The 937-nt window shown below is 58.6% G+C and carries 1 protein-coding gene; it reads left to right on the top strand.

Features of this window, described 5'->3' with window-relative positions:
* A partial coding sequence (locus tag ACP7E0_RS34935; RefSeq protein ID WP_426131943.1) for a KUP/HAK/KT family potassium transporter occupies positions 1–937 on the top strand: 937 nt, incomplete at both ends.

Here is a 937-nt window from a genome sequence, read left to right as displayed (position 1 = left end):
TCAGCAGGAGGTCGTCGGTTTGATATCCCTGATGGTCTGGACACTGACGATCATCGTCACCTTCAAATATGTTCTCTTCCTGCTGCGTGCGGACAACGACGGCGAAGGAGGTACGCTTTCTCTTCTGGCTCTCCTGATGAAAAAGACCGGAGCCTACATGCCGATCCTGTTTTTCGCAGGCATCATCGGCGCGGCACTGTTCATCGGCGACGCGATGATCACGCCTGCCCTGTCCGTCATGTCGGCCCTCGAGGGTCTCAAACTGGTGACGCCCGCCTTGGCCGACTACGTGCTTCCGATGTCAGCTGCGATCATGGTCGCGCTATTCCTGGTCCAGTCGAAAGGCACTGCCGCCGTATCCAATTTCTTCGGCCCGATCACCGTCGTCTGGTTTCTCGTGATGGCCTGGGGCGGCCTGCTCCATATCGGCGATGACGCCACGATCCTCCAGGCGCTCAATCCCTTGAACGCTGTCTGGTTCATTACCCATGCAGGTTTCGTCGGTCTCATCGTGCTCGGTGCGGTCTTTCTGACAGTGACAGGTGCCGAGGCGCTCTATGCCGACCTCGGTCATTTCGGCCGCAAGCCGATCCAGACAGCATGGTTCATCCTGGTGTTCCCGGCGCTCGCCCTCAACTATCTTGGCCAGGGAGCCTTTGTGCTCGCCCATCCAGAGGCTGCCGACAACCCGTTCTATCTGATGTATCCCGAATGGGCGCTGTTGCCCGTGGTCATCCTCGCAACTATGGCCACCATCATTGCCAGCCAAGCCGTCATTACCGGGGCGTTCTCGCTTGCCCGTCAAGCCGTTCACCTCGGCTTCCTGCCTCGCCTGCAGATCACCTTCACCTCTGAAACCAATACGGGGCAGATTTACGTGCCGGCCGTCAACATGCTCCTCTTCATCGGCGTCATCGTTTTGATCTTCGCCTTCGGT

The organism is Pararhizobium sp. PWRC1-1, from assembly GCF_049897905.1.
Taxonomy (GTDB): Bacteria; Pseudomonadota; Alphaproteobacteria; order Rhizobiales; family Rhizobiaceae; genus Pararhizobium.
This window is presented reverse-complemented; position numbering and strand designations above follow the sequence as displayed.